At 39.8% G+C, this 26,205-nt stretch carries 26 protein-coding genes; 16 read left to right on the top strand and 10 right to left on the bottom strand.

Going from position 1 to position 26,205, the window contains the following annotated elements; genetic code table 11:
• Positions 1-4: 4 nt before the first annotated feature.
• Positions 5-271: a hypothetical protein gene (locus tag ICL16_RS23715; protein ID WP_190832783.1), complete on the bottom strand. Its 267-nt coding sequence runs from the start codon at positions 269-271 to the stop codon at positions 5-7.
• A 120-nt stretch (positions 272-391) separates the two neighbouring features.
• On the opposite strand from ICL16_RS23715, the gene ICL16_RS23720 reads away from it, so the two are divergent.
• The 7 genes from ICL16_RS23720 to ICL16_RS46890 all read left to right on the top strand — a co-directional run bounded on the left by ICL16_RS23720 (position 392) and on the right by ICL16_RS46890 (position 4,748).
• Positions 392-676, top strand: coding sequence for a DUF433 domain-containing protein (locus tag ICL16_RS23720; RefSeq protein WP_190832785.1), 285 nt, complete (start codon positions 392-394; stop codon positions 674-676).
• A gap of 3 nt (positions 677-679) precedes the next feature.
• A complete protein-coding gene (locus tag ICL16_RS23725; protein WP_190832787.1) occupies positions 680-973 on the top strand; it encodes a nucleotidyltransferase family protein in 294 nt (97 codons plus the stop codon).
• The gene (locus tag ICL16_RS23730) at positions 970-1,311 is read left to right on the top strand and encodes a HepT-like ribonuclease domain-containing protein (protein WP_190832789.1); all 342 of its coding nucleotides are present in this window, start codon (positions 970-972) and stop codon (positions 1,309-1,311) included. The genes ICL16_RS23725 and ICL16_RS23730 overlap by 4 nt, the downstream gene beginning before the upstream one ends.
• A 403-nt stretch (positions 1,312-1,714) precedes the next feature.
• Positions 1,715-2,587: a GNAT family N-acetyltransferase gene (locus ICL16_RS23740; protein ID WP_190832792.1), complete on the top strand. Its 873-nt coding sequence runs from the start codon at positions 1,715-1,717 to the stop codon at positions 2,585-2,587.
• Between the two features lie 230 nt (positions 2,588-2,817).
• Entirely contained in the window at positions 2,818-3,621 is an 804-nt protein-coding gene (locus ICL16_RS23745) for a M48 family metallopeptidase (protein WP_190832795.1), read from the top strand.
• Between the two features lie 64 nt (positions 3,622-3,685).
• Complete coding sequence (locus ICL16_RS46885) at positions 3,686-4,486, top strand: IS630 family transposase (protein WP_202895693.1); 801 nt, start codon at positions 3,686-3,688, stop codon at positions 4,484-4,486.
• Entirely contained in the window at positions 4,458-4,748 is a 291-nt protein-coding gene (locus tag ICL16_RS46890; RefSeq protein ID WP_202895694.1) for a transposase, read from the top strand. Before ICL16_RS46885 ends, ICL16_RS46890 begins: the two co-directional genes overlap by 29 nt.
• A gap of 259 nt (positions 4,749-5,007) precedes the next feature.
• Here the strand turns inward: ICL16_RS46890 and ICL16_RS23755 are convergent, their stop codons facing one another.
• Positions 5,008-5,208, bottom strand: a complete 201-nt coding sequence (locus tag ICL16_RS23755) for a hypothetical protein (protein ID WP_190832799.1) — start codon at positions 5,206-5,208, stop codon at positions 5,008-5,010.
• 429 nt (positions 5,209-5,637) lie between these two features.
• Positions 5,638-6,162 carry a hypothetical protein gene (locus ICL16_RS23760; protein ID WP_190832802.1) on the bottom strand — a complete coding sequence of 175 codons (525 nt, stop codon included), beginning with the start codon at positions 6,160-6,162 and terminating at the stop codon, positions 5,638-5,640.
• A 187-nt stretch (positions 6,163-6,349) separates the two neighbouring features.
• Here ICL16_RS23760 and ICL16_RS23765 point away from each other — a divergent pair, with 187 nt between their 5' ends.
• Positions 6,350-7,831: a glycosyl hydrolase family 57 gene (locus ICL16_RS23765; protein WP_190832804.1), complete on the top strand. Its 1,482-nt coding sequence runs from the start codon at positions 6,350-6,352 to the stop codon at positions 7,829-7,831.
• Between the two features lie 34 nt (positions 7,832-7,865).
• The gene (locus tag ICL16_RS23770) at positions 7,866-8,513 is read left to right on the top strand and encodes a Uma2 family endonuclease (protein WP_190832806.1); all 648 of its coding nucleotides are present in this window, start codon (positions 7,866-7,868) and stop codon (positions 8,511-8,513) included.
• Between the two features lie 117 nt (positions 8,514-8,630).
• Here the strand turns inward: ICL16_RS23770 and ICL16_RS23775 are convergent, their stop codons facing one another.
• From ICL16_RS23775 to ICL16_RS23795, 5 genes are all read right to left on the bottom strand, one after another.
• Positions 8,631-10,163, bottom strand: a complete 1,533-nt coding sequence (locus ICL16_RS23775) for a SagB/ThcOx family dehydrogenase (protein WP_190832808.1) — start codon at positions 10,161-10,163, stop codon at positions 8,631-8,633.
• A 74-nt stretch (positions 10,164-10,237) separates the two neighbouring features.
• A complete protein-coding gene (locus ICL16_RS23780) occupies positions 10,238-11,044 on the bottom strand; it encodes a DUF4349 domain-containing protein (RefSeq protein WP_420485296.1) in 807 nt (268 codons plus the stop codon).
• A gap of 61 nt (positions 11,045-11,105) precedes the next feature.
• Entirely contained in the window at positions 11,106-11,294 is a 189-nt protein-coding gene (locus tag ICL16_RS23785) for a hypothetical protein (protein ID WP_190832986.1), read from the bottom strand.
• A gap of 36 nt (positions 11,295-11,330) precedes the next feature.
• Complete coding sequence (locus ICL16_RS23790; RefSeq protein WP_190832813.1) at positions 11,331-12,752, bottom strand: helix-turn-helix domain-containing protein; 1,422 nt, start codon at positions 12,750-12,752, stop codon at positions 11,331-11,333.
• A 100-nt stretch (positions 12,753-12,852) separates the two neighbouring features.
• Positions 12,853-14,190: a hypothetical protein gene (locus tag ICL16_RS23795; protein ID WP_190832815.1), complete on the bottom strand. Its 1,338-nt coding sequence runs from the start codon at positions 14,188-14,190 to the stop codon at positions 12,853-12,855.
• Between the two features lie 946 nt (positions 14,191-15,136).
• Between ICL16_RS23795 and ICL16_RS23800 the strand changes: the two genes are divergently transcribed.
• The 3 genes from ICL16_RS23800 (at position 15,137) to ICL16_RS23810 (ending at position 17,306) form a co-directional block, all read left to right on the top strand.
• Complete coding sequence (locus ICL16_RS23800; RefSeq protein ID WP_190832818.1) at positions 15,137-16,165, top strand: TrbL/VirB6 family protein; 1,029 nt, start codon at positions 15,137-15,139, stop codon at positions 16,163-16,165.
• Positions 16,166-16,273: 108 nt separating this feature from the next.
• Positions 16,274-16,879, top strand: coding sequence for a hypothetical protein (locus ICL16_RS23805; RefSeq protein ID WP_190832820.1), 606 nt, complete (start codon positions 16,274-16,276; stop codon positions 16,877-16,879).
• A 265-nt stretch (positions 16,880-17,144) separates the two neighbouring features.
• A complete protein-coding gene (locus tag ICL16_RS23810) occupies positions 17,145-17,306 on the top strand; it encodes a hypothetical protein (RefSeq protein ID WP_190832823.1) in 162 nt (53 codons plus the stop codon).
• 445 nt (positions 17,307-17,751) lie between these two features.
• Here ICL16_RS23810 and ICL16_RS23815 read toward each other — a convergent pair whose 3' ends face one another.
• Positions 17,752-17,901, bottom strand: coding sequence for a hypothetical protein (locus ICL16_RS23815; RefSeq protein WP_190832825.1), 150 nt, complete (start codon positions 17,899-17,901; stop codon positions 17,752-17,754).
• A gap of 367 nt (positions 17,902-18,268) precedes the next feature.
• On the opposite strand from ICL16_RS23815, the gene ICL16_RS23820 reads away from it, so the two are divergent.
• From ICL16_RS23820 to ICL16_RS23835, 4 genes are all read left to right on the top strand, one after another.
• Positions 18,269-19,162, top strand: a complete 894-nt coding sequence (locus ICL16_RS23820) for a DUF2382 domain-containing protein (protein ID WP_190832829.1) — start codon at positions 18,269-18,271, stop codon at positions 19,160-19,162.
• Positions 19,163-19,197: 35 nt separating this feature from the next.
• Positions 19,198-19,638 (top strand): hypothetical protein, encoded by a 441-nt coding sequence (locus ICL16_RS23825; RefSeq protein ID WP_190832832.1) that lies wholly within the window; start codon positions 19,198-19,200, stop codon positions 19,636-19,638.
• A gap of 49 nt (positions 19,639-19,687) precedes the next feature.
• The gene (locus tag ICL16_RS23830) at positions 19,688-20,209 is read left to right on the top strand and encodes a hypothetical protein (protein ID WP_190832834.1); all 522 of its coding nucleotides are present in this window, start codon (positions 19,688-19,690) and stop codon (positions 20,207-20,209) included.
• Positions 20,210-20,344: 135 nt separating this feature from the next.
• A complete protein-coding gene (locus ICL16_RS23835; protein ID WP_190832837.1) occupies positions 20,345-23,485 on the top strand; it encodes an MFS transporter in 3,141 nt (1,046 codons plus the stop codon).
• A 219-nt stretch (positions 23,486-23,704) separates the two neighbouring features.
• On the opposite strand, the gene ICL16_RS23840 is transcribed toward ICL16_RS23835, so the two are convergent.
• The gene (locus ICL16_RS23840) at positions 23,705-26,200 is read right to left on the bottom strand and encodes an NB-ARC domain-containing protein (protein WP_190832840.1); all 2,496 of its coding nucleotides are present in this window, start codon (positions 26,198-26,200) and stop codon (positions 23,705-23,707) included.
• Positions 26,201-26,205 lie beyond the last annotated feature (5 nt).

Consider the following 26,205-nt stretch of genomic DNA (forward strand, 5'->3'; position numbering starts at 1 on the left):
ACGCTCATTTTTCCTCTCTTGCTAAAAATTTCAGTGGATTAAATACGGACTGCGATCGCACTACAATTACTAATGACGCGGTAGGCTGGCGATCGCCTGTCTGTGGGATAAGCAGAGAGTGCGACGTGCTTAGCGTAGGTATCGCTTGTATTTTATCCTTATTTTTCCGCAACTCCTGCTGGATTGAGAAAAATTTCAAAAATGCTTTAGCCCACCCAGATGGCAAAATCCTTGCTTCTGCATCTAAGGCTTGATCCGAGGCTACCTGCAAAATCACCCCGATGTCAGTGCAGAAGATAAGCGTTTGTGTGATAACATCAAGCGTTGAGGGTCAATAGCGATGTTAATTCAATTAAAATCAAAATAAACTTTATATGCCATACCCCAGATAATGACAGACCAGCAATTACTAGAACGTATAGTCCTCAATCCAAAAGTGCTAGCAGGAAAGCCTGTAATTAGAGGAACCCGTTTGAGTGTTGAGTATATTCTTAACCTCCTTGCTCATGGCGCAAATTTCGCAGAAATTCTCGAAGAGTACGAAGGGCTGAGTCCCGAAGATATTAAAGCTTGTATTCTGTTTGCGAGTAAATCGCTATCGAATACAACTTTTATGCCGCAAAAGAGTGGAAAATACTTAAATAAACTGTTTAGATATAATAACATAAATAAGTAAAAAATGAAACTAAAAGAACTACTTCAAGAAAAAAAAGAGGAAATCATCCAAATCGCAGCTAAACACGGAGCTTACAATCTCCGAATATTTGGTAGTGTAGCCAGAGGGGAAGAAACAGAAACCAGTGACATTGATTTTTTGATTGATTATGACTTGAATAAAATTACAGCTTGGTTTCCTGGCGGACTAATTCAAGATTTAGAAACTTTGTTAAATCGTAAGGTTGATATAGTAACGGCAAATTCTTTACACTTTTTTATTAAAGAAAAAGTATTTAAGGAAGCTATAAATTTATGAAAGATAGTCTAGTATACCTGATTCATATTCGAGATTGTATTAATAGAATTAAACAATATACACGGGAAGGAAAAGAAGTATTTTTTAACGATATTAAAACTCAAGATGCAGTTTTACGAAATGTTCAGGTGATGTGTGAGTCTGTACAAAAATTACCAAGCGATTGGAAAAATGCATACCCTGAAACAGAATGGAGTAATATTGCTGGTTTTCGCAATCGATTAACTCATGAATATCTAAGTGTAGACCTCGATATAGTTTGGAATGTAATTGAGAACTATTTGCCAGATTTAGAAAAAACGATTGAAGCAATGGCGGCAGAATTTTGGAATGTTTAGGTAATTAGCCTAAAAATCTCTTATCGCGCAGTATCTAATTGAATATCAACAAGAATTTACCATATGAAACCATCAAATTTACGTACAAAGCTTTTATCAGAAATCAATCTCATTCCCGAAGAAAAGCTGGAATAATTATATAATTTTATTCATTATTTTCGAGTCGGTGTAGAGGCATCTAAAGGTAAGCCTGAAAAAATTATACAGTTCGCTGGTTGCTGGGATGATATGTCAGATGAAACATTTGCTGACTTAAATGAAGAAATAATTGCACGTCGCCAGCAGGCTTTTTTGGGTAGGAGAAGCGATGAAACCAGCCTTGGTTGATACTAACATTTTATCCTTATTTTTCCGCTCCACAATAATATGGAAGTAGAAAGATGTTCATAGCACGATATCACCAATGACAATCGACAATTTCACCGTTCGACAAATGTTGAGGTCGGAATTAGATTTGATAATTGATTGGGCAGCAGTTGAAGGCTGGAATCCTGGAATTTATGATGCTGAATGTTTTTACCAAGCCGATCGATGCGGTTTTTTCGTGGGCGAGTTGAACAATGAACTTGTGGCAAGTATGGACGCTGTTGCTTACTCTGTGTACTTTGCCGTTATTGGCTTTTATATTGTCAAACCCCAGTTTCGTGGGCGGGGTTTTGGCATGAAAATGTGGAGGGCAGCAATGGCATATCTTGGTACTGAGCGTAACATTAGTTTAGATGGAGTGCTTGCCCAACAGGAGAACTACCAGAAATCAGGTTTTAAAATCGCCTACCGTCATATTCGTTATGAGGCAAAGGGCAAGGGCGTTGTGCCGGATGGCATTGTAGAACTCAAAACTGTGCCTTTTGAGAAGTTAGTTGCTTACGATCTTGAGCTTTTTCCGGAGTCGCGATGTCTGGCGACAAGCCGCTTCGCGTCTACGCAGTTCCTACGACTTTGGATCAACCAGCCAAACAGTACTGCCTTAGGGGTTGTTAGAGATGGGCATATTGTTGGTTATGGAGTCATCCGCCCTAGTTATACAGGTTTACGGATTGGACCGTTGAATGCTGACGATGAACAGATTGCTGAGCAACTCTTACTCGCCTTGCTTGCTTTTGGAACTGAAGCGAGGGTGTTTCTTGATGTGCCAGATGCTAATCCAGAAGCGATTAAGCTGGCTCAACGTTACGGGATGAAGCCAGTCTCTGAAGTCGCTCGGATGTACAATAAAGAAATTCCTAACTTGCCTATAAATCGTGTATTTGCTGTGACAAGCATAGAAGTTGGTTAGGGAAATATCATTCGCCAATCAGTCATGCCTTCAAAGGGTTGGTGCGTGATTTGCGATCGGTGTGTGATGAACCAAGAAACCCCTGACGTATAAGCGATCGCAATTTTGTCAGGGGTATGATTGTGAAAAATCTTAAAAGAAGCGTAATTGCACGTAAATAAATTCGTATCTCCTGATGAAGGGGTTCAAACAATCGAACTCACATCAAAAACAATACCTCATTTACCATAATGAAAACCTCACACATCCGCAAAATCATCTTTACCACATTAGGTCTTAGCAGCAGCGTTTTACTAAACCTCAATACACCAGGGTTCGCGCAAGCAGTAATTCCATTACAATCACTTTCAACTACTACAAATTCATCAACTTCCACCCCACGAGTACAACCCAAAAATCATCACCAACAATGGGTTTACAGCGTAGCGGAAAGAGTGATTCGAGCCAATGGACTTGACGAGCATCCTTGGCGCTTTCAAATCAGTGATGAATATGATATCAATGCCTACGCTGGAGAATTCAACAAAATAGTTATTTATAAAGGCTTCTTAGACCAAATACATGGTGATGATGCAGCTTTAGCTTTTATTATCAGTCATGAATTAGCCCATCATACACACCGCCATACGGCACAGCAAGAAGAAGCAGAAGCTAGTTTAAAAGACAAATTACTCAAAGAAGCAGAGGCAGAATATAACAATTGGATTGTACAAGAACGGAGAAAATCTAAAACTCCCATATCACCCGCTACAAAAGATGTCATTAAACAACGAATTATTATCCAGAAAAAACAAGAGTTTGATAGAACCATACAAGCATTAAGTCGCCAGCATGAATTTCAAGCCGATGAAATCGGTTACACCTATATGATTAAAGCTGGTTACGATCCAAATGGAGGTTTGCGAGTGTTTAACCTGCTTTCGCGTTTACCTTCAGATTACACAGAAAATAGCAGCCATCCACCGACACAACAAAGAATTAATGCACTTAACCAAGTGATGAATAAATATTTGTTGTTTCCTTTACGGATATAGCAATCCTACTTGAGTTACAAACACACAGTATGTATATACTATAAGAGGTGTGTGAGGTGATACAATGAAAAACTTTTTATTAGAACTTCAAGAAAAGGCAGAAAAAATTAGCATTTTAACAGCATTCATTGAAAGTAATCCTTCGGGGCGAGAACTGCAAAGAGCATTGGCGGTGAAAATGGCGCTACAAGGTACACCCTACGCGAAGATTACCGAATTATTAGGAATGCATAAGTCTTGTATCACGATTTGGAAACGAAAATTTGAATTGCGAGGATTAGATGGTATTAAGCTAGGTTATCAAGGGGCAAAAAGTTACTTAACGTCCTCTCAAAGAGAAGAAGTTATTGCATGGTTGTCAAGCAGAGATTACTGGAACATAGAAGAATTAGTGACTTACTTAGATGAAAATTTTGGTGTGGTTTACCAATCAAAACAGAGCTATTATGAGCTCTTATCATCAGCCGGAATTAGTTGGAAAAAATCACAGAAGGTCAACCCAAAATCTGACCCAGAATTAGTAAAAAAAAAGCGCGAAGAAATTCAAGACTTCATAGCTCGAAATCAAGCAGAGATTGAGGCTGGGCACTTAATTGTGCTGTTTGTAGATGAATGTCATTTACTTTGGGGGGATGTTTGTGGATATGTCTGGGGGAAGACAGATATACGAATTGAAATTCCTCTGTCTAATGAAAAAGAGAGGCAAAGTTATTATGGGGCTTTAAATTATCAAACTAGAGAATTTATTATCGGCGAATATTCCTGTGGCAATGGGGAGAACACTGTAGAGTTTATGAAGTATTTACGCTCCTCAGTTTCCCGGAAAAAGAATTGTTTTGATTTGGGATGGTGCATCTTATCATAAGTCGGCAGAAGTCAAAGATTTTTTAGCAACAGTGAATCATGGTTATGAGTCTTCACAGTGGCGATTTACTTGTATTGTATTTGCTCCCAATGCCCCAGAACAAAACCCGGTAGAAGATGTTTGGTTACAAGCTAAGAATTTCCTCCGCAAGTTTTGGCATTTGTGTAAATCATTCCCGGTTGTCAAGTGGTTATTTAGATTCGCAACCAATCATCAAAAATTTAATTTTCCCAAAGTAGCACAATATGTACCATGTTTGTAACTCAAGTAGGATTGCTATAGATGGCAATGAGCGATTAAAAAATAATCCTCAACCACTAAAATTAGATTTATCAGAGGATGGAGTATCTTTGCGAATCAACTCCAGATTTATCTCTCGATAATTCCTCTATTATCATCAGTTAACCCATGAACCTTTAATCGATCGCCTTCGTAGTAGTGGCTCTGATTATTTAACCATAAATCTGCGTGCAGGTCAGCAATATGGTATCCTTGGCGTGTGCGACGGAGACTGTGGAGATTTAGACATCACACTTTATGATCAGCGTGGTAATGTCATCATGGCTGATACCGGAGATGATGACATTCCGACTGTCAGCGTAACTCCAGTCAGAAGTGGAACTTACAGAGTTAAAGTTGATATGCCTCATTGCCAAACCGGGATGTGCTACTACGGGGTTGGCATTTTCGGTAAGTAGGAAAATATTTTGACGCAAAGACACAAAGTCTAACTAGTTGGTTGTCAAAACCAAGCCTGCTCTGGCAGGCTTTGTAATTGTAGCTGCACACTAATAGGGTGTAGCGCTAAAAACGATAGACTATACTCTATAGAAACTATAAGGTTTATTAAATTTGGGTTCAAAACAAAAAGTTTCTTGTTACCATATTGCCAGAGATTATTCAACAACTAAAACTATAAGTAAGCCAAATACCTGTGAATTGTAATGAAGTATCACAGCATTCAATAACTCCTCTACAATAATCAGGCTTGGGTTGCCCAAAAACTAGCTCTCGATCCGACTTACTTTAAGGTACGAGCTGGGTGATCCTTTTCATATAGTGTGCGCCATATTCCTAATGTAGAGACTTTACATGTAACGTCTCTACACAGGATAGATGGGTTTAAGGTACGGTAAGATCACAGCGTATTATCAATTACTAGCTTCTTTCTCAACACTTTCGCGCATCTCAAGATATTGCTTACCAAACTTAGAGACTTTTACATGTTCACAAAGGTTATTACCTTGAAAGGGAATATCTCGAATTCTCTCTACCTCTATATAGCCAGTGTCTCGTAGGTGATAAAGTTCTCTTTCTAAGCCGTCTCTCATTTCATAAGCACCAAAATTACCAGAATTAAGTTTTTTGAGATTTTTATACATAGCATCAGACATTGACAACAAAAACATTTTGTCAAGTTTGTCAATTTTTGACTTGTTTGTCGCCACTTTTTTGCTAATAGCACCTATTTTTGATTCTAGCTTTCCTCTTTCCAAAGTTAAGGAAATAACATCATCAAGACGAGGAATTAAAAACAACAGACAGGCGATCGCAATAATTGCGACTATAATTAATTCAGAAGTTTGCCCAGAAACAAGTAGTATGAGCAACACAGCTTCAATAAAAGCTATACATGAAAACGCTGCCCACCATTTAGTCGAGTATTCTTGATTCACACTTTTACTCCTGATAACTATCAGTAGAAAATAGTTTAATGAATGAAGTTAATTATAATTGCTCTGCAAAAATGGGTTATAGCCTATTACACAATTTCTATTAATAGATCCCCGACTTCGTAAAAGTTGTCGGGGATCTGAAGTACAATTAAATACAAGTGCGAAAAAAGTATCAAGGAAACTAGAAATGCCTGCACAAGCCGAATCCTCCAACTTACCTGCATTAACAGAATTAAAGTCAGGATTGCCAAATATTTGCGGTTGGGAAGCGGAAATTAATTCAGTGGTAAACCACCATCAACCAGTATCACCGACAACAAATATCCCCAGGGAAGATATGACAGCAGGATTTGCTTGCGCCCTACACATGCATCAACCCACCATCCCCGCAGGAGCAAACGGTGAACTAATTAGCAACCTCCAGTATATGTTTGAACATCCCTATGAAGGGGATAATCACGATGCACAACCTTTTGCCTGGTGCTACAGCCGGATGGGAGATTTTATTCCCCAACTTGTAAATGAGGGTTGCAATCCTCGGATTATGCTTGACTATTCAGGTAATTTGTTGTGGGGATTGCGGCAAATGGGACGTGATGACATTATCAACAATCTTAAGCGTATTACCTGCGACTCTCAATATCAACCGTATGTAGAATGGCTGGGAACGATGTGGAGTCATGCAGTTGTTCCTTCCACCCCCATTCCCGACATTAAACTTCACATTCAAGCATGGCAACATCACTTTGCCAGTATTTTTGGCTACGAAGCCCTAAAGCGAGTCAAGGGGTTTTCTCCCCCAGAAATGCACCTACCCAATCACCCAGATACTCTATATGAATACATCAAAGCTTTGAAAGAATGCGGGTATCGCTGGTTGATGGTACAAGAACATTCAGTAGAACGTCTTGATGGTTCAGGTTTACACCATGATGATAAATATATCCCGAATCGGTTGGTTGCCCGTAATTCCCAAGGAGAAACTATTAGTATCACAGCATTAATTAAAACTCAAGGTTCCGATACCAAATTAGTAGCGCAGATGCAACCTTATTTTGAGGCAAAAGGAAGAAGTAGGCAGCCTATTGGCAATGTAACAGTACCTTCGTTAGTAACTCAAATTGCTGATGGGGAAAATGGCGGTGTCATGATGAACGAATATCCCCGCGATTTATTCAGAGTATGGCATGAAATCAGCACACAATCTCAAGTAGTTGGACTTAATGGTACTGAATACCTGGAACTAATTGAGCAGATGGGTGCTAATCCTGAAGATTATCCGACTTGTCAAGCTGTACAGCAACACAAAATTTGGCAGCGCGTTGAGCCAGGTAATGCCACACAAGAAGCAGTAGAAAAGGCAATACAAGAATTAAAAGCAACAGATCATCAATTTCACATTGATGGTGCTTCTTGGACAAATGATTTAAGTTGGATCAAAGGTTATGAAAATGTCTTAGAACCAATGAATAAACTTAGTGCATTGTTTCATTTAAAATACGATCGCCTAGTACAACAAGATCCGGAAGTGACAAAGCGCCCCGACTACCAAGAAGCATTGCTATACAACTTGTTATTACAAACTAGTTGTTTCCGGTACTGGGGACAAGGAACTTGGACTGATTATGCCCGTGAACTTTATCGCCGTGGTGAAGCATTGTTAAACTAAGATTAATAGCAAACACAGTTTTTGGTAAATAATTATGGTTAATCTTCCCCCAATTACAGAAACTATCCCTATTAATACCTGGGTAGAAGCAACCTGGGAAGATTTTCTTACCTTTGCAGATGAACCCACCTTGAAAGGTGCTAAATTGTACTATGATGACGGCTACATGAGAATTGAGATCTCCCCACTTAGTTCAGTATATGCTCAAGATAACACTATTGTTTCAAATGTTATTGTATTATACGCTGCTATTAAAAACATTCCAATTAAAAGATTAACAAATACTTTCTTCAAAAAAGTTGAAGTTCATGAACTTCAGCCTGATATTGCTTTTTATATTGGCAAAAAGCCACTTCCTCCTCAAAACAATTCCTCGGTAAATCTTAATGAGTCAAATCCACCTACATTGATTGTTGAGATTGCCTCTTCCTCTCTAGAAGACGATACTGAGCGCAAACAAAAACTCTACCAACGCTTAGGAGTTCAAGAGTATTGGGTGGTTGATGTCAATGCATGCAAGGTAATTGCAAATTTATTGTCGGCAACACAAAACACTCTTATTCGTGAATCTCAAGTACTCCCAGGATTGGAAATTGCCTTGGTTGAAGAAGCTCTGAAACGCTCTCTAACTGACGATGATGGAGCTATTACTCGTTGGTTACTAGCTAAGTTTAATCAGTAGTTACTTTCACAATTGCACAATCAATGGATTATTCTTGTGGGATGGGCATCCTGCCTGCCCTCTAAATTTTAAAGGACGGGCAAGATGCCCATCCCACAAAAAGGCACACTGTACTAGCTACCTGGGTCTTCCTATTGTAGTAATATAAAGCACTGCCTCATCAGCAGGAATACCAATAACTTCATTTACTTTATCATCAAAGAAGCCACCAATGCCACTCACACCTAAATGCAGGCGGATTGCAGCTAAATTGAGTCTTTGTCCTAAATGTCCGGCATCCATGTGTAAGTAACGGTAAACGCGATCGCCATACTGAGCTACAGCAGCTTTCAAATCTGCGGTATGAAACATTACTGCGGCTGCATCTCGACCTAACTCTTGCCCCAAGCAAAGAAAGTGTAACTCTCGGCGAAAGTTTTTAAAACGAATTTGTCTTAATTCTTGGGCTAATGGTGCGTAGTAGTAACAGCCAGATTCTAAACCTTCCACCCCAGAAACAGCGATAAATGTTTCTATTAAATTTAAGTCAAAGTAATCAGTTAAATTATCTAGACCTTGATCGAAGTAATTTTGCTGTTGATAGGTAAAATCGAGTAAAGTTTTCAGTTCATCTAAGGTTAAATCATCACCACTATAAGCGCGGGTAGAACGTCGCTTGAGAATGGTAATTTCTAAATCTTCTAGCTTTTCTCCCCAGTAAATGGAGTTAGTTGCTGTAGAAATTTTTTGACAGAAGGGAAAGTTATATTTATCTTCCAAAGATTTTTCTTGTTTGACTTCAGGTAAATTGAGTTTGCCAGTTGTGCCTGGTAGAATCTGCGTGCTTTTATGCATGTACATTAACAGTTCGCCATCGGGAATTTGCGGATAGTTTGTTTCTGTGGCGGAAGGTAAGGCGGTTCTTCCCTTGGGCAAGTTTTGTTTGATATCTAATAAGTCGGCTAAAGCAAGTACGGCGAGCGCACCTTCATGTTGGGGATCGATATATAGCAATTCGTTTACCGCTTCATCGACAAAGCCACCAATTAAGTGGGGGCGATAGTCGGTAATTGCACTAGCTAACTCGATATTGCCCAAAAGGTGTCCCGTGTCCAGAAAAATTCGTCGGTAAGCTCGATCTTCATAGCGCCACTGAGAACGATAGAAAACCGCAGTAATGGCGATCGCTAACTGGGTGCTATCTAACGCAGGATGCCATAAACATGCGGATTGCAACTTTTGCCAAACATCACTTTCCCAGTAATGCATGAGGGAATGAGTTCTAAACTGGTAATTATAAAGCCCTGGTGGTAATAACGGCGTGCCACGAGAAACTAGATACACCTCTGCTGGATATAAACCACCTGCACTAGGTGCGGATCTGAGAAACACTGTATTTCCCATCGAAGGAATTTTTGCTGTTAATCCATAGCTACAAAACAGTAGCCGTGACAACCTTTGCCACCATAGAGTTTCTGGGTTAGAGGCATATACTTCTGGCTTTTGTTGGATGTATGGTTTTAAGTCAAAAGCCGAGCCAATTTTGTACTCTTTGAACGGCACAGGCTGCTTTGACCATTCTAACTGCCTATTTTTGGCGGCGATCGTCTGGGGGTCGTACTTAGTGCGTTCGTGGTAGTGCTGGGCGATTGATTGGCGTAATTCAGGCATAAGAATTTCAATACGCTTCTCCTACTTATCTTGGCATTACCAAGCCCAATTATTCGTCAAAATTCGTACAATCCTCACAATTGAGTTGTCCTCGCACCGATATCCTCATCTGAATCTAGCATCTTTGGTGTTGGTGTTGTGGGACGTGTTGAGTACTGCCATCGTCTAAAACCATAGCCAGCAGCAGCTAAAATCAACAAGTAAGGGCTGTAAACCACAATCCAAATACTTAATTTGAGTAAGCCAACAGTAAATTTACCAAAGGAGTTGGTTGATTTGTGCCAAGTTTCGTAAATTTGTGAACCGAGAGAAAATTGTGGACTGCTGCTAGAAACGGTGGCTTCTAGGTTGACTGTAATGGTGGAATAAGCAACTTGATTTTGTAAGTTTTTTAGTTGAGCATTAATTTGCTCTATTGTCTGTCGCACCTCGCTCAGTTCTCTGGCAACATCTAGCACATCTCTTACAGAACCAGAGCGATCCATAATTTTTTGTAAGTTGCTTTCGGTTTTGCGCAAATTACTTAATCTCGCTTGAAAATCAACTAATTGCGCACCAACATCTTCGGCTGTGATACTACGATTTTTTAATGTTCCTAGAGTTGCTATTTCTTCTAAGGTTTGTTCTAGCAGGTTCTGTGGCACTCGCAGTTGTATTGAGGCGGTATGACGGGCGTACTCGTTTTTTGGCTGTTGTTCCGTGAGCTTAATTAAGTCACCTTGTTGTTTCTCAATAATTTGCAGCACGATATCGATACTTTTATCTACCGAGTTCACCAGCACAGATATATTGGCTTTTTTCACCAATTGAGGACGCGAAGGCACTACTTGTGCCGTTAGTGCGTTCTGAGCTACACTCTCAGTTGCTGCTAGTTTAGCCATTTGATGATCTGCTCTCATTTCAGGCAATGCCTGATTTGAACTTGAAGGAACAGAAGCGCAGCTAGTTATGATTACGCTTCCCAGTAAAAAACTTAAAAGCCCAACCGACTTGTGTATTAATTCCGTCGCACCGTTCATAATCTACCCCCGGACAGAAGAATTTATTACCAGTATGGCTGAGCAAAAAATAGATACCGGGATTGTTGCAGAATATGTAACGTACTCGACCAAAAATGTAGAGACGTTCCATCGAGCGTCTCTACAAGGATTGTATGTTAGCTGTAATTTATAGTTCCAGTATGTTGAACAACTTGGGCAAGTCCTTTTGGGAAACCTTTCGATGGCCAGTCTCAACTGCATCGACCCATGAAACGCTTTTCCCCATTATTGTAGCAAAAAATTCCCTAGACCAGCTCTTAGCTTTTCTTGCCTCTCTAATGACATTGCCTGGTGGAGGCTGAATATTGTTGACGCTTGGTTGAGTTGTTCGCAGGGTTAAGCGTTCTTGTACTTCAGTTGGTAAAATAAAATGCCATCTCGTATTTAGTAGCTCATCCCAAAAGCCTATTGGTCTTTTTTTGTGAGCGCTATCTATTAGCCAAGCAGGTCCTGTTTCAAGCTCTGCAAGCCATCCCACTTCTTGAAGTACTTTCAAATCTGTTTCAAAATCGTCAGCCAATTGTCGCCTTAACTGTCTGTCAGCTTGAGCTATTGCCACTCTATCTGCACCGTAAGCAATCTCTATCAGCGTTTTGCCTGTTACATAATCCTGAATTCCAGGTTTAATTTGGAAGGTTAACCAAATTAGCATTCTGGCTGCACCAGCATTTTGTTTGCCGATACTGAATAGTTTCTGTACGGTTTTCTTGGTGATAATTCCCGTGTGGCAATAGTATTTAGATTTGTTGAGAAAGTATTTTGTCCATACTCCTGGCTGACCGATTACTTTTAAGCCCACCAGCTTGTTATTGCCAGCTTTATCTGTTTTAAAATTTCTTACTATAGTGATTTCCCAAATTTTTAAATCGGCAACAGTAAAAGCTCCTACTTCACCTTGTTGAGGCCATGTAATACAGGCAAGTACTTGAGCTGGTTGCCGTAATAAATGATATAAAATGCTTAGTTGTTCATGTTTACATAAGTCCCTGCGTCTCACCAGCCCTGTATATTCAAGTAGTTGACTGTGATTAATCACAAAATTGCCTTCCCAAGGTTTGTCTAGGCTAGCTGCTAGGGCGCAGTAAATCAGATGAATAGCACATGCTCTGGGATCAAATTGGTCGATCGCAGCTAGTGCTGCTTCTTGAGCTAAAGTTTCTGGTTGCGGAGGTTCTGAATTATCTGTTACATAGTAAAATATTTTTCCTTGTCCGCCTTCAACTTCTTGCTCGTAGCTAAGAGTACCATTTACTTCAGCTTTCCATGATAGATCCATTTTTTGAGATAATACTTCAGCAACGCCACGCAAAACTAGAGACAAAGCAGCAATATTAGTCTTGCCGTCAGAAAATAAGGAAGCATTTTTAAATTGACGAGGTTTTGCTGGATGCTGTTGATAATTTAATTGTAACTTCTCGGCAAATTTTTTAATACCTATAAAAGGAACTTGCTTTTCTAATTGAGCAGTCCTATCTGACTGGAATTCTTCTTTAATATTAGTGACAAGCTGATTTGAATTATGAGCAATACTATTTTTTAATCTTAACATAAATAAATGCCATTTCTTGGGCAATATTTTGGCAAACTGTTTCATATATAAATATCTTTAATAGGTATCTTACTAAAAATAATTTATTTTAGAGCAGCTTTTATCTACAATCTTGACCACATCTATCAACTTTTGCCCAAGTTGTAGCAGTTTGAATGAAACGGTTAGGTTTTACGAATTCTATTTTAATAATTTTGAGCTTCTCATTCTGTTTAATCACAGCTAAAGCTTTTTGTTCTTGATAATTATAATTAGGCTCTTTTGGTCTATTCGCCCTCAATGTCAAGCCGGGTGTAGCGGTAACAGTGACGATCGCTCCTACTGATGGAACAACAGGTGAATTTGTAGATTGTGAACCTTCAATTAGAGGATTTCCCTCTTGCATCGTAGTTGACACATTATTCACATTCCCTAGAAAAATCCAGCCATCTGCTGATATTTCCGCTCTTTTTTCAACTGTTGGAGCGACCATATTAGATGACAGTGTTTTTGTTTTTAACAGTTTTTTTGAATTAAATCCCCAAGTTACACCTATCGACGTTAAAATAGCTGAACCTACAATCAGAATTCCAGCCAATTGTGCAATTTTTATAGTTGGTAGCTGAATTCTTTGTTGCTGGGGCTGTTGAATAGTTTCTGGTTGAATTGGCTGAAATTCTTCAAGTCGAAGTTGAACATGTTTATCCTCATCCATAACAGATGTTGATACTTCTGTTGTTGGTTGTGCGATCGCCTCTTCTACAGCAATAACAGATGGCGTCTCCTCAACAGTATCTGTGTGTACCCCTACATCTTGAGCAGAGTCGTCAACACTCTGATTAACATCCGAAGCTGTAGTGAGATTGGATAAAGACAGCTTGACTTCTTCGATAGTATTTTTTGCCACTTCCACCACATCTATAAAAGATACTTTAACCGTATCTACCGTATCTTTTGCCGTTGCTACTGCATCTATTACAGAGGGTGTAACCGCCTCTACTGTATCTTTTACTGTATTCCCTACATCTTTAATACTGTGATTAACGCCTTCACCTACACTTGTAGCTGCACTTACTACACTGACAATTGATGGTTTAACTGCCTCTACAGTGTCTTTTGCCGCTTCTACTGCACTGACAACTGACGGTTTGACTTCCTCAAGTGTATCTTTTAATGTATTTCCCACACTATTTACATTATGGTTAACGTTATTAGCTACACTTTTAGCTGTGTCCATTAAACATTCTACCGTGCTGTTAACACGCTCAGCCGTACCCTTACCAATAAAAGCGCCAGCTACTACGCCCACTACAGCACCACTAACTCCTCCTACTCGACGACCTAGTAAACCTCCAATCGCCGCACCAACCAACCCTCCTCCTATGGCTATACCTGCTTTTTTCTTATTAGTAAGGTTTGCTTTTGTTTCATGCTGATCAATATCTTGTTTATTATTCATAGCTTTTTTAGATAAAATGAATTGATTTTCTTTTATAGTAAGTATTACCAAGTACTACTTTTGATATATTCGGGTTGGTAATACTTTTCTTCTCATTCATAGTTTCACATAATTTCATTTGATTTTATCTATCTTAAGTCATAGAACACATAGGATTACTATTTGATTTTTGAAATACACGTAGGATAGGCATTGTCTACCAAATACCAGATGTGGTGGGCGTCCACCATACATATACGTAGATTTGTGCAAAAAACAAACCAGATTCCTATAGTTGGTACAGTAAATAGAACAGTATTTAACCAAAAAGAACTCTTTAACTGGGAGAAAACTGAGAATTTTTTGGTTTAAGTCACCATTACTTCTTTTAATGGTCTTTATCTTATCATGGTTTGAATATTCGATTAAATTTATTACTCTAATAATCGATTTTTTCTTTTAATTTATTGCTAGAAGCAGGTCACAAATGTAATGCGTAATGTCAAATTTAAAAATACTAGAAATAGGTCACAAATGTAAGGTGTACAGCTATTTCAAATACAACTTTTGGGAGATTGTTTATGAGCAAACTTACTTTAGTCTTAAAAAGACAACTCACACATTGACATTTGGTTAAGTAGTTTATACTTAATTAACCAAATTTTTTCTTCAAAGCTTCTTGCCATAGCAACCCGGTTTATCCAAAAACAAACCGGGCTTTTGGGTTTGTATTTACATTTATACTGTCAATTATCTGATCTTCAATAATGTCACACTTGGTGTCAATTCCACAAGAACTAATCTATATAACTAACTAAAAACAATAACTTAACTGTGGAAATACAGAATATTTAAATATGTCTACCTTTAGAGCAATTAAGTAGTTATTTATAATCGTTAAATTAGCATTAGTAAGCACTTCACATCAGATAAACTTTCAGGGAATTGAGTAAAGGAGACTATTGATATGGTTCAGAGCAGACAGATTTCGGATACACAGGGTGAAAATGCCAACCGCGTGAACATTGATCAACCATTAACAGACTATATAGACACTAACGTACCTACACGGGTGTCAAGACCAGAAGATGCTAATCGGGCCGCCTCTCAACCTTATGTAACAGCAGGCACAAATACACCAACAACAGACGCAAATGTTCCCGGAAATACGTCTCAAACTGGTACAACAAATGTTCCCAGAAATACGTCTCAAACTAGTACAACAGAAAAACAAAAGAATGATGCCTTAAGTAGGGCGATCATCGGTGGACTTATTGGTGCTAGTTTAGGCTCACTTGCTGGTGCTTTAGCTGGAAAAAGAATTGGTGTGGGCTTTAACATTGCGGCAAAAGGTTTAGGAGAAGCAGCAAAAACTATAGGCGACGGTCTTGCTCAAACAGGAAAAGGAGTAGGAGACGCGCTTAAGAGTGTTGCAGAAGGCGCTACCGAAGCTGTGATTGGTGGTGCAGTTGACACAGTTAAAGGTGCTACTTCTGGAGCATTGGAAGCAGTACAGAGTACAGCAGAAGGAGTTTCCTCTGCTGTGCAAGCTGGCGCTGAGGTAGTACAAAATACTGCCTCCAGTGTTGCTGATGTTGCCAAGCAAACCGTAGCAAGTACAGCTTCTGGAGTTTCCTCGGCTGTACAAGCTGGTGCTAACGCAATACAAGATACAGCTCAGGGTGTTGCTGATGTCACCAAGAAAACGGCAGCAGGTACAGCAGACGCGGTACAAAATACTGCCGATAATGTAAGTTCTGCCGTGCAATCTGGTGCTGGCGCTGTTAAAGATACTGCTCAAAATGCTAGCTCTGCGGTGCAATCTAGTGCTTACGCTGTGAAGGATTCAGCTGATAGCACATTTGAAAATCCAGCAATTAGCAAGCCAGTTGATACAACAGTCTACATTTCAGCCCCAAGGCAAACAGAGTTACAAGATGCTTCTAATCAAGGGGACTTGTTAGAAGAAATAAATCGAATTGAAAGAATTGACTAGACGGTTCACTTTTTAATTAATGCCAAGTTGCATTCTGTGCAACTTGGTATTAAATTATCACTTTTTCCTTATTTCATACTAAATGTGGTAAGACGGGAGACAATTATTATGAACGAGAACCAGCAAATTCTGGAGCAAGATGACGACGATGTAGTGATCAATCGACTTGATGCTATTGATCTCTCGACAGTTCAATATGATGATACAGAACGTCAAGAAACAAAGAACGAGATATATAAAGTCTTCGTTGGTGGACTGATTGGTGCTACTTTAGGCGGCATCGCTGGAGCTTTATTAATTAAAGGAACGGCGGAAAAGATCAACCAGACTGTCAAAAATGTTGGAGATAAAGTCAAGGGTGCATCTGAGAATTTTAGCCAAACTGTCAAAGGTGTAGGTGATGCTGTCCAGACGGTAGCTAATGGTGTGAATGAAACTGTAAAAGATGTTGGAAATACTGTCAACAATACAGCTACGGATGTGAACGAAACTGTAAAAAGTACAGCGGATACTGTCAAAGGTTCAGCGAATGGTATGTCCACAACTGTAAAAAATACAGTGGATACTGTTAAAAGTGCTGTAACTGATGTTCGTCAAAGTGTTACAAGTACTGCTAAGAGTGGTGCAACAGAAGTCTCGCCGGAGCACCAAATTATCAAATTACCGAATAATCAGGCATACATGTTGGTTCCAGTGGATAATCACAAAAAGTAAACTGTTGACTTATTGATTCCTTTAAAGTATTAGGGTGGTAGTATCAAAAAAAATTGATGCTTTCACCCTTTTAACACTTTAAATTCGCGAGTACACAATTGCAGTTGGCAACGTTATCTATAACAAGCTTAAACTGGGAGCTTCCACACATAATTACATTAATTATTTAGAGAATTCACCTATTGACATGGGGACTAGATAATGATGTCCTTTCCTTGTGCCGCTAGCTATTTTTTTAAACATGACTGGCTTAAGGATAAAGATCATGTCTATGCCATCTAACCCCCAAATTAAGGTGGAAAATCGGCTGCTGCTAGCCCTACCCACAGAGGAATACGAAGCGCAGTATTTGCTCTACAGTATTGAAACCTGTTTGTTTAATATTTGTAGTCAACCAACTCCCCCAAACAAGAGCTGTCTCTCTTGAAGATTGCCTATAAAATAAAATAACCTTGCTTGTTTTAGCATCAATACACTATTGCAGACATTTTTTATTGTCAGCATTTTAATAATAGGTATTGCTCCAAATCAGGTAAATTTAATGCAATTTTTGTCATATCACTCAACTTATACAATGCCTCTGAAAATCTAGATTTTGCTTTTGTTAAAGCTGACTAATGTTCTAGATTTACCTTTCATTAGTGGTATTTTATTAACTTATTACCAATGTGCAGGGTAGGTTTTCATCTCTGGTTAAGTTGGAAAAAATGCAATTTATTCTTTTATAAATTCATACTAATTGGTGTTTTTATAATGATAAAAACACCAATTTTTTATATATAAAAAATATTTGATATCTAAACTTTTAACTTGAGTTCATTATATCATTAGTAGTATAAAATATCATCAAAATACACTTAATATCTATAGTTCTACAGTTCAAGCACAAGACAGGATTTCGGTGGACTTATTGGTGCTAGTTTAGGATCGCTTGCTGGTGCTTTAGTTGGTAAAAGAGTTAGTTTGGGCTTTAACATTGTGGCAAACAGTTTAGGACAAGCAGCAAAAACTATAGGCGACATCAAATTATCAACTTACCTAATAATCAGGCATACATGTTGGTTCCAATGGATAATCACAAAAAGTAAACTGTTGACTTATTTGGAGGGTAGTATCAAAAAAACTGATGCTTTCACCCTTTTAATCGTTTCTATCCTTTATAATTATTGCTAGAAACTAGTCACAAAAAATGCTAGAAACTAGTCACGTTTTTTTTAAGCTATAGATAGCAAAAATTTTATAAATCTTAACAAATGAGGAAAAATTTAATAATTGAAAATATCTAAATCTTTCTCATGGTTAAGTAAAGTCATTCTTTAGAAAGACGGTTTAGAATAAATAGCTTTTTAAGATAAAAAATAAGCAATTATTAAATGGAGTAACAAAATTATGCCACTACATAAGATTAGTGAATTCGATCCCGATTACAGCAATACGATTCAAGGTAAAGATATTAAGGGAATGGGTGTTTATTCTCAAACTACAAACGAGAAAATAGGCACTGTTAGTGATGTTTTAGTAGACGATCAAGGTGCTTTTCGTTATTTAATAGTAGAATTGGGCTTCTGGATTTTTGGTAAGAAAGTATTACTACCATTAGGTCGTAGCCGAATTGATAGTGGCGCAGAGCGTGTTTATGTAAGCATGACAAAAGAGCAAGCGGAAGGCTTACCTGAATATAGAGAGGGCATGGCAGTTGATTACGACTATGAAGAGCAGGTTCGTGGAGGATATCGCACACAACCGCTAGAAACATCTGCACCTCTGGATGCAACCAAAGCGGCTACAGTAGCACAACCAACAGTTGGACGCAATACTTCTACTTATGATCGCAACTCCTATACATACAACCAAGAGCCGGATTTGTACGATGTCAGCGCTCATGAAGATCAAACCTTCAAACTTTACGAAGAACGGTTGATTGCAAGCAAACAGCGTCGTAAAGCTGGAGAAGTAACAATTGGTAAGCACGTTGAAACAGAAACTGCAAAAGTTGCCGTTCCAGTAGAAAAAGAAAGAGTAATTGTTGAGCGAGTAACTCCTGACGATGCAGGTAGAGCAGTTGCACCAGGTGAAGCTAACTTCCGTGAAGGTGAAGTTACTCGCATGGAAATTTACGAAGAAACTCCTGACATCCGCAAAGAAGCTGTTGTGCGCGAAGAAGTTAGAGTGCGCAAAATTGTCGATCAAGAAACTGTTCAGGCTCAAGAGACAGTTCGTCGCGAAGAGTTAGATATTGACAATCAGGGACGTTCCATTGTCGATAGAACTGATCGTGTTTAGAGATTAAAGTAATCAGTCGATATAAGGAGGGAAAATTGAATACATTTGCAAAGTTTCGCCAAATTTTGATGACATTTGTCTTGATTTTAGTACTAACGACAACTGTCGCCTGTAGTGCAGGAGTTCAAGCAAAACAACCAACTCAATTGCCACCAGGAATTAGTCGCAGTGGGGAGTATGCCCTCTTAGAACGTGGTAACAGTGTACAGGGTCAAGATTTTGGTAATTGGGTTGTGAGAACAGCTAAGGGAATCGTTCAAGACGCTTATGTACGTGATAACAATAAGTTAGGTGTTGTGATTACGCCTCAAGTACGTCCGAATGAAGTTAAACCATTAGCAAAATCGCTAATTCAAGGTTTTCATCACAATTTCCCCAATCAAGACTTAACAGTTTTAGTATATGCGCCTGACAAACAACTGATTTTGACTGCTCAGTATGATCAGCAATCAAATCAAATTGAGTATAAATCATAGCTCAATTTGACAGTTAACAGTTAACAAATTAAATCAGGAGATCGATAAAATGTCCAGCAGCGATCAATATAGACGCCAAATCATGAACGATTTGGCTCATGGTAATACAGAATCCCTTGATGATGTTCCATCTGATCCAACCAAAGAATACCAAAACTTTGACGATTTTGCAGGACGTTCTTCCCATGAAGAACGCAGACAGTTGTTTCGTCGTTCTTTAAATCACGACAACATCTCTCCCAGCCAGATGGAGCCAGAACTTCAAAAGGCGATCGCCCAGATTCAGCCTAATCATCGTGATGATGTAGCACGGGCATTCTTTAAGCACTTAAAGCATAGAGGTTTGGACGAACGTCATCTAGAGCAACAATTGGGACTTTCCAGCCATCACCCCAATCGCATGAGTGCTGATGATGTCAGCAAACTTGCATCCTTCACTTACCATAACCATCCTGACGTTTTTCAAGAAGTGATGGCTGAGCAACCAGCAATTTTTAAGTTTCTCAGCAACCCGATGGTAGGAGCTGCATTGGGAGCGATCGCCTCTAAATGGTTCGGCGGTCATAAGTAAGCGCTTAGATATAGGCGTGAAAAACATGTAGAGACGTTCGATGAAACGTCTCTACATTGATTGCACACAACGCCCAATTAAATTCTGTCGATATCTTTTTATTGTCCTGAATATTTATTTATAGAGGAAAATATAATGCTTGCAATTGCAGATTTTGCATTGTTTAGATTAGCACCAATGACAATCGCTCAGGAGTTTGTAACTCCAGAAGAAGCATCACTAATATTTTCTGGACCTCAATTTTTAGTAGCATTGGTAGCTGGTGTATTGATGGCATTTGCCTTCCAGTTACTACTAACAAACTTTTCAGTAGCTGTGGGAATTTCATCATTAGGAACAAGCTCAGGTTCTGATGATTCATCAGATCTAGGTAGTTCGATTCGTAAAGTTGAAACAGCTGTAGGTCTTTGGGCGCTGGTTACGGCAACCATTGCATTATTCAGTGCTAGCTTTCTCGCAGTAAAATTAAGCTTAATTGACAGTGCGCAAATCGGTGCGATCATTGGTGTAGTTATCTGGTCTACCTACTTCTCGCTGATTATCTGGTTTGGTTCAAGAGCAGTAGGTTCCTTGATTGGTTCTGTTGTTAGCACTGCTACTTCAGGCTTGCAAGTACTGACAGGTACAGCAACTGCGGCGGTAGGTGCTAATGCTGCTAAAAATCAAATGGTTTCTACCGCTGAGGAAATTACCGCCGCAGTTCGCCGTGAATTAACCTCAGGCATCAATCCTGATAGTATCAAAAATACGCTACAAAGTTCTCTATCTTCTCTGCAATTACCCCAAATTGATGCTAAAGAAATTCGCTCTCAATTTGACAAGTTGCTTAAAGATGCCGATTTGCAATCAATTGCTGACAATGACTTACTGAAAAACGTCAATCGCCAAACTTTCATCGATTTAATCAGCAGTCGCACAGACTTTTCCAAGGAAGACATCAATCGCATTGCCGATCAATTGCAAGGTGCTTGGAACCAAGTTGTTCAAAGGCAAGATCCTACCGAGCAAGTAATTAATTTACTTCAACAAGCTACACCAGAACAACTGAATTCTGAGCAATTAGGTCAAACAATTCAGCAACTAGCAACAGTCGGTGTTGGAAATGCCTTGCCTGGTGGTGGTGTAGTAAGACAAGCTGTTGAAATTGGCTTGGGCGCAGCTTTACCTGCGGTGTTGAAGCAGGTAGATTTTTCGCAACTGGATGTAGAAAAAGTTACTCAACAACTACAGCAATTGAAAGGAAAAGTTCAAGGAGTTGATGTTGAGAAAATTACACAACAGTTGCAACAAATTAAAGATCAAGCAACCCAGCAAGCAAGTAAGCTTGGTAGTTCAATAGCCCAACGATTACCTGCACCACCAAATAATACTATTAAATCAGATGTAGAAGAGTACATCTTGAATTCTTTCCCTTGGCATTTCAACCAGCTCACAATCCAAGATGAATTCAAAGATGTCATCTATGACCCAAATGCTAACCCAGGAACTGTAAGACGGCAATTGGAGGAACTGAACTCAGAATATTTCGTCAACTTGCTCAAGCAACGGGGAGACTTGAGCGAAGAGAAAGTTAAGGAAATTTCCGAGCAGATAGAAAGCATTCGCACAGAAGTTTTAGAAACTGTGCAACAGGCGGACAAAACAGAAAAATCCCAAGATCTTCGCACCCGCCTAGAAGACTACCTGCGTTCAACGGGCAAAGCAGAACTCAACCCAGAAGGGATTGAGCGAGATGTGACAAAACTGTTGGAAGATCCTGAAGCGGGTTTAGAAGATTTGAGTCAGCGATTGGACGAAATTGATCGCGATACCTTGGTGAAGTTGCTAGCTGAACGCGAAGATATTAACGAAGAGGAAGCTAATAATATTGTCGGTCAACTCGAACGTACCCGTGACATCGTTTTAGGTAGGGCAAAAGAACTGCAAGAACAAGCGTCAGCCAAAGCTGAAGAATTGCGGCAAAGGGTAGAAGAATATTTGCGCAATACCAACAAAGAAGAACTAAATCCCGAAGGTATTAAGCGTGATTTTGGCAAGCTACTAGAAGACCCACAAGCAGGACTCTCTGCTTTAAGAGCAAGATTATCACAATTTGACCGCGATACTTTAGTAAAATTACTGAGTCAGCGGCAAGATTTGAGCGAAGAACAGGTTAACCAAACCATTGACTCATTGCTCTCAGTCCGGGATAATGTTTTACTTGCACCGCAGAAAGTAGCGGATAAAGCGAAAGAGCAGTACGAGAAAACGACAAGTGCTATTGCTGAATATCTCCGCAATACCAACTTAGAGGAACTCAATCCCGAAGGTGTTCAAAAAGACTTGCAAAAGTTACTAGCCGATCCAAAAGTTGGTGCTAGTGCGTTACGCGATCGCCTCGGACAAGTAGATCGCGAAACCTTAGTCAAACTCCTAACTCAACGGGGAGACTTGAGTGAAGAGCAAGTAAACCGCACCATCGACTCTTTGCAACAAGGAATTGATCGGATTGTTAAAGCGCCACAACGCTTGGCAAATCGTGCAACGCAAAGAGTTTCGGAGTTTGAAGCGAATCTGGAAAACTACTTGAAAAACACGAACAAAGAGGAACTAAACCCAGAAGGGATCAAGCGAGATCTACAGTTATTACTGTCTTCTCCTCGTGCAGGCGTATCTTCTTTAACAGAACGTGCCTCTAAATTCGACCGTTCTACAATTGTTGCTTTGTTATCTCAACGGGAGGATATCTCAGAAGAAGAAGCTAACCAGATTGTAGATCAAATCGAGTCTGCACGTAACTCAGTGGTAGAACAATATCAGCTTCTTCAGCAAAGAGTACAGTCAGTTATAGATAGGGCTTTTGGTTCAATTCGTAACTACCTCAACTCGTTAAATCGTCCTGAACTCAACTATGAAAGTATTCAGCAAGATTTTGCCAAAGTGTTTGACGATCCGCAAGCGGGTTTTGAGGCTTTACGCACTCGGTTGAGTCAATTTGATCGTGGTACAATAGTAGCAATTCTTAGCTCTCGTGAGGATATTTCCGAAGCACAAGCTAACAAAATTATTGACCAAATTGAAGCTGCACGGGATAGCGTGCTGCAACGAGGCGAATTAATCCAGAAAGAAACGCAAAAACGTCTTTCTGCAATTAAAGAACAAACACAGAAGCAAGCTGTTGAAACGAAAAAAGCTGTTGCCGGAGCTGCTTGGTGGCTATTTAATACAGCTACTGTTTCTCTAGCGGCTTCAGCCATAGCTGGTGCAATAGCAGTTAGTTATAGCTTTTTTGGTTAAGTGTTCTACGAGTTCATAGTTAAGCCTCTCTAGTCGAGAGGCTTTCTTGTTGGGATGCCAAGATCCCCGACTTCTTTAAGAAGTCGGGGATCTATAATTTCGGGGATGATTGCAGAATATGTAATGTGCGATCGCCAATTTATTTGACTTTTGAAGAAGGATGTTTCAGCGCAGGAGTAACAAGATTCGGACGAATAAATGACGAAATCGGACGATAATTTAATGTGGAGAAAGATCTCGTTTAGGATGATTAATTTTCAATGTTGTCTGTGGGGTGGTATCCTGATTATAAGAGGCTTGAATTTCTACAAGCTCAATGAGTTTACCGACTTGATCATACCTCTGGATATCGACTGGGAAAGTCTGTGTAGTTTCCCCTACATTTACCTTAACAGTTGGCTGCACTTGTGCATTTTTGCTGTCAATTTTGACCTCAATGTCCCCGTCAGAAGCTGGAGCATTCAGAGTTATCCTTCCGTACACATTTATAGTCCTTTCATTACTCCAAGTAATACTGTCGATTTTAGTCCCATTTTCATCCTCAAACTGTACAGAGCGAAGTCGAGAGGAAGTATAAATAGTAAGTTTTTGTGTTATCAAAGACACTCCCCCTTCTAAAGAGGCTGTAATTTCGATATTAGTACCAGTCGGATAGTCGCCGCCATCAGGAGGAGTTGAGAAATAAAAAATTTCCCGCTTTTGCCCTGATGGAATCGTGATGGTTTTTGGTAGATCATCGGCAAGAGGCTCATCATTACTTTTAAGATTGACAACCACGCCACCATCAGGTGCTTCTGTTTTCAAACGCACAATTCCCTGCACCCGTTGATCCCAAGTTACACGACTGGGTGTCAAATCTAGAGAAAGAAGTTCTGGAGTCGGAGTTGGGGATGGAGTTTCAGTTGGAGTTACAGTCGGAGTTGGGGGTGGAGTTTCAGTTGGAGTTACAGTCGGAGTTGGGGGTGGAGTTTTAGTTGGAGTTACAATCGGAGTTGGGAGTGAAGTTTCAGTTGGAGTTAGGGGTGGAGTTTCAGTTGGAGTTTGAGGTTTAGAAAGCCATATACTTATAACAATTCCTCCTATAATTAAGAGCAAAACCGCAATGCCCCCTTTCAATAGTAATGGAATCTCTCTTGTGAAAGGATTAACTGGTCGAGGTTGCGGTTGAGGCTGAGGTGGTGGAGGTGGCTGCAAAAGAAATTTCAGATTATGGCGAGTTATTTCCGCCCCAAGTTGATCATTGAGCGATTCTCTAATGTTAAGAGCTTGTGTCAAATAATCCTGAGCTTGCATTACCTCATCTAAGCAGAGGGAACGAGTACCTAATTGATGTAATGCAAAAGCTTCAACTGCTTGATCTCCAATTGTACGTGCAGCCTGAAGTATCCATTGCAGCATCATGTTCCAAGCACCCCATTGTCCATTGAGAGCCAGTACACCTTCCACGGCTCTCCCTAAACAAAGCACATCATGCCAGCGATTAACTCCAACAGCCCACTCCAAAATTTGGAAGATGGCTTCAGATTCTTCTAATAAACTTTCTGGGATTCCTTGATGCTGTTGAACCCAAGTGGTAAAGTAACTAGCAGCTCGCTCCAAGTATGGTGTCAAATTCGATTGTTGTAAAAAATACTCAACTAAAGTACTACTTAACCTGTAATGAGAACCCTCAACTTCCACTAAGTTACGCCTGATTAACATTTCTACCATAAGCTTAACTTGCGGGATTTGTGTTACACTCGCCAGCAATTCTGCTCCCACAGCTACACCGCCAAAAGCCGCTAGCACCGTTAAAACTAATCTTTGCGGTTTGAGCAACGAAGTTAGGAGTTGTTCAGCCCAGCCTTGAGTTGAAGTAATAGGTTGTATTCGCGCTTGCACCATTGCTAAAGAAAGGTTTTCCTCCCTAACTAGTGCTACTGTTTGTAGAATCCGCAATGGATGCCCTTCTAAGGTGGTGCAAAGTTTTTCAGCTACGAGGCGTTCCTCTGAGTCAAGAGTACGTCCTAGTTCTCGTGCTACCAGAGACACAGCATCATTGAGCGATAACCCGCGTAATCCGACGGAATGTCCTTCACCCCAAAATTGGCGTTCATTAGAAGCGAAAAGAAAAGTACAGCTAGGTAAGTTGTTGATTAGACTTTCTACTTCCTCTCGTTTGAGATTTACCCCATCTAACAGAATGAGAAATCTTTTGTTTTCGAGAGCATGACGAATTTGAATATCTGTAGGTTTAAAAGGAACACTACTTTCGTAGAAAGCGTTGAAGAGAATTTGCAGTAAGTCAGAAAGGGACTGGTAACGAGTTAATCGGTGATAAACAATTCCGTCGCCGAAGGCAGGAGTAATTGAGGGATGATGAGCCAGATATCTCAGTAAAACTGTCTTGCCTATCCCTGAGGAACCATAGAATTCTACTGGTTGATCATATGGTAAAGCATCGACTGCAACTTTAACTTCTTCTCGACGACCTAACAATAAGGGAAATGTTCGAGGCGCTAAAAGCACAGGAAGGGGACGGGGTTGTGGAGATTGCTGTTTTTCAAGATGGGAGATGTTGACTACGCTGCCTGTGAGAGAACCCATTTGAACTTGGAGAATGCCATTACCAGTTGCTTGCTGATTTCTGTTGTCAATAGATAAAGATTCTATTTGCCCAATATACCCAAATTGGATAGCGTCATCTCCCGCTGACTGCGAAATACTACTAGTCATAATTT

The organism is Iningainema tapete BLCC-T55, assembly GCF_014698965.1.
In the GTDB taxonomy this organism is placed as follows: Bacteria; Cyanobacteriota; Cyanobacteriia; order Cyanobacteriales; family Nostocaceae; genus Iningainema; species Iningainema tapete.